The sequence below is a fragment of the Xenorhabdus sp. SGI240 genome (genome assembly GCF_040081915.1).
Taxonomy (GTDB): domain Bacteria; phylum Pseudomonadota; class Gammaproteobacteria; order Enterobacterales; family Enterobacteriaceae; genus Xenorhabdus; species Xenorhabdus bakwenae.
Genome location: NZ_JBEBMB010000109.1, coordinates 1 through 3,165, shown reverse-complemented (window position 1 = coordinate 3,165; position 3,165 = coordinate 1). Strand labels below are relative to the sequence as shown.

At 57.1% G+C, this 3,165-nt stretch carries 2 protein-coding genes and 1 pseudogene; 2 read left to right on the top strand and 1 reads right to left on the bottom strand.

Going from position 1 to position 3,165, the window contains the following annotated elements; all coding sequences use genetic code 11:
* Positions 1–1,011: pseudogene (locus tag ABLA76_RS16375) on the top strand (DNA primase); the annotation flags it as partial.
* Between the two features lie 217 nt (positions 1,012–1,228).
* Positions 1,229–2,275: a site-specific tyrosine recombinase XerC gene (xerC, locus tag ABLA76_RS16370; RefSeq protein WP_348988735.1), complete on the top strand. Its 1,047-nt coding sequence runs from the start codon at positions 1,229–1,231 to the stop codon at positions 2,273–2,275.
* Positions 2,276–2,771: 496 nt separating this feature from the next.
* Here xerC and ABLA76_RS16365 read toward each other — a convergent pair whose 3' ends face one another.
* The gene (locus tag ABLA76_RS16365; RefSeq protein WP_348988734.1) at positions 2,772–3,002 is read right to left on the bottom strand and encodes a hypothetical protein; all 231 of its coding nucleotides are present in this window, start codon (positions 3,000–3,002) and stop codon (positions 2,772–2,774) included.
* Positions 3,003–3,165: the final 163 nt, after the last annotated feature.

The following is a 3,165-nucleotide window of genomic DNA, read 5'->3' as shown; positions in this document are numbered from 1 at the left end:
GCCGGAAAATCCTCATTGATGGATGCCGTACTCAACCTGATCCCGCCAGAAGAGCGTATCCAGTACAGCGCCATGACCGGCCAGAGCCTGTTTTACCTCGGTGAAACCCATCTCCAGCACAAGATTTTAGCGATAGCGGAAGAAGAAGGGGTACGGCAGGCCGCCTATGCGCTCAAGCTGTTGCAGTCAGACGGCGAGTTAACGATGGCAAGCACGGGCAAGGATGAAGCCACGGGCAATCTGGTCACCAAAAGCTACACGGTGAAAGGCCCGGTGATGCTGATGCTGACCACGACCGCTATCGATGTGGACGAAGAACTGCTCAATCGCTGTCTGGTGCTGACGGTGAATGAATCCCGCGAACAGACCGAAGCCATCCATGCGTTGCAACGGCAGAAGCAGACGCTGGCAGGCTTGCTGGCTGAGAACGAGCGCGACTATCTGACACAGCTTCACCAGAACGCCCAGCGGCTGCTGAAACCCTTGAATGTGATCAATCCGTATGCGTCGCAACTGACCTTTATGTCAGACAAAACCCGCACCCGCCGTGACCATATGAAATACCTGACGCTCATTCAAAGTATCGCCCTGTTGCACCAGTATCAGCGGGACATCAAGACGGCAGAACATCGCGGGAAGCGGCTTGAATATATCGAAGTGACCAAAGACGATATCAAACTGGCGAATCAGCTTGCCCACGAAATCTTAGGCCGGACGCTGGACGAAATGCCGCCACAGACGCGCAAGCTGTTACTGCTGATCCAGCAGATGGCGCACGCAATGGCAGCAGAACAACAATGCGCACTGAATAGGGTGCGTTTTACCCGGCGGGATATCCGGGCTTACACAAACTGGAGCGACAGTCAGCTTAAGCTGCATTGCCAGCGGCTCAGCGACATGGAATATCTGCTTGTTCACGGCGGCAGTCGCGGGTATCTGCTGCAATACGAACTACTGTGGGACGGTGACGGCGACAGCGCCCACTTAAGCGGCCTGATCGTGCCTGTATGATGATCACAAGTCTGGGCAGTGTGGATGCAAGTCTATGCCAAGTCTGCCCCAAGTCGGGGCTAAGTCCGGGTAAGCAAAATAACCATAAAGCCACAGCCAGACAGGGTTAAGCACTCGCAAGTCTGACAAAACGAAAAATCACAGTTCCGGCAACCTAATAAAAAATCCCCGTCATACCGTACTGCCGGATAACTCCACGACAAAAAGGAAAATCCGCATGACAATCCCACACGACAGTTCACTGATTACGCTGCGTCAGCAACTGCTGGCGTATCTGGATACACTGACGGCACAGGGACGTACCGGGAAAACGCAGGAAGCCTATCGGGAAAGGCTGCTCCCGTTCGTGAACTGGTGCGAACAGCGCGCGGTCAGCTATCCGGCACAGGTGAGTCTGCCCCTGCTGGAAAGCTGGCAGCGCTATCTGCGCGGTTACCGCAAGGCCGACGGTCAGCCGTACAGCAACAATAGCCAGCGCGACCGTCTGAGTGCGTTACGGGTCTGGTTCCGCTGGCTGCTGCAACGACACCACATACTCTACAATCCCACAGAATTACTGGTCTTACCGAAAGAAGAAAAACGGCTGCCTGCGCAAGTCCTGAGTGAGGCAGAGACGATATGGCTGCTGGACAGCCTTGACGTACAGACCCCGACCGGGTTCCGCAACCGTGTAATGCTGGAAGTGCTGTGGAGCAGTGGTATCCGGCGCGGAGAGCTGCGTAATCTTCGGCTCAGCGATATCGACACCGGACGCGGGGCGGTGGTCGTGCGGCAGGGCAAGGGGCGTAAAGACCGGGTGGTGCCTGTCGGTGAACGGGCGTTATCGTGGCTGGAGCGCTATCTGGCGCAGGTGCGGCCACGGTTGACCGAACAATACGACAGCGGCTATCTGTTTATCACCGCAAAAGGCCAACCACTCAGCCTTGTACAGCTAACAGCGATAGCAGCCAAAGCCATCCGGCAGCAGGCACAACTGAACAAGCCGGGGGCATGTCACCTGTTCCGGCACTCAATGGCGACACAAATGCTGGACAACGGGGCGGACATTCGGCATATCCAGGCCATACTGGGGCATGAAAAGCTGAACACAACACAGATCTATACCAAAGTGGCGATCAAACAGCTCAAGCAGGTACACAGCCGAACCCATCCGGCAGAGCGTGGCACACAGAAACCGCAGAAGAGCAGAACAGACTATGCCAGCGGCGAGCCTGACGCTAAGCCGAACCCCCAACGCACCGGACAGCCTGAGCGTCCCCGTTAAGTTTGCTGGGATCGGCGCGGGGGCAGACCGTGGCCGGACTGCCCGTTGACCTCAGTGCTCGCGGGGGTACGTGGGCAATAGTCGGCCTGAACAATGCCGCCCCGTTCAGTCAGTGCAGGCCGCCCAAAGCCCACTCAACATAATGTTGGGGAATTATGTCTTGCGCCCCCGCTTATCGGCATCGCAAGGTGCACCGCACAAGGCTGCGCCTTCTGCTGTCAGCTTCTGAGCCAGTCCCGGCCAAAGATCCGCGCCGACCCTGAGCACTGTGCCCCGTTCAGCTAAAACCCCTTCATCTTTAGCCGCCGTGTGTGGCTCAGGCCAACCACCCTGTAGGCAGGTCGGCCTGCGGCCTCCGCAAATTTACCTCCCCCGCCCCGACCCCGCTGCACTGGCTGCGCCCGGCTCGCAGTCGCTGCGCTCCTCGCTCGTTACCGTGCTCGCCATCTCCGCCCCGTGCAGCCCCCGCAGGGGGCTTCCCTTGAGTAAAGTGCCATCAACAAAACCGAGCACAATCTTTGGCTTCCGTGCCTGAGAGCGTCGCAATGCGCCGCTTGCGGGTTCTTTGCCACCCGCCCTCGCAGAACGTGCGCCCGCCGCCCAAACAAGTTGGGCCGCGTTCGCCCGTTGCCGAAAGTGAAAAACTGCACAAAATCAGGTTGTTCAGCTCATCACAAGGAAAACAGGAAGCTATACTGCATAACGGCTTGCGGCGGTAGCCCGGCAAAAGTGCACCGGGGCAACATGGCAAAACAGCGCAAAAGTGCGTATCGGCGTTTTAAGTTCGTGGATGTGGGCTAAACGGGTAAAAATGGTTCTTTAATAAGCTGATATTCAAAGAAAAAATCACGTAAAAAAGTACAACCGCATCGGAATCGTTCCTAAGACCC

Coding starts and splice junctions, on each gene's coding strand:
- xerC (WP_348988735.1), top strand. CDS start 1,229: ATGACAATCCCACACGACAGTTCACTGATTACGCTGCGTCAGCAACTG.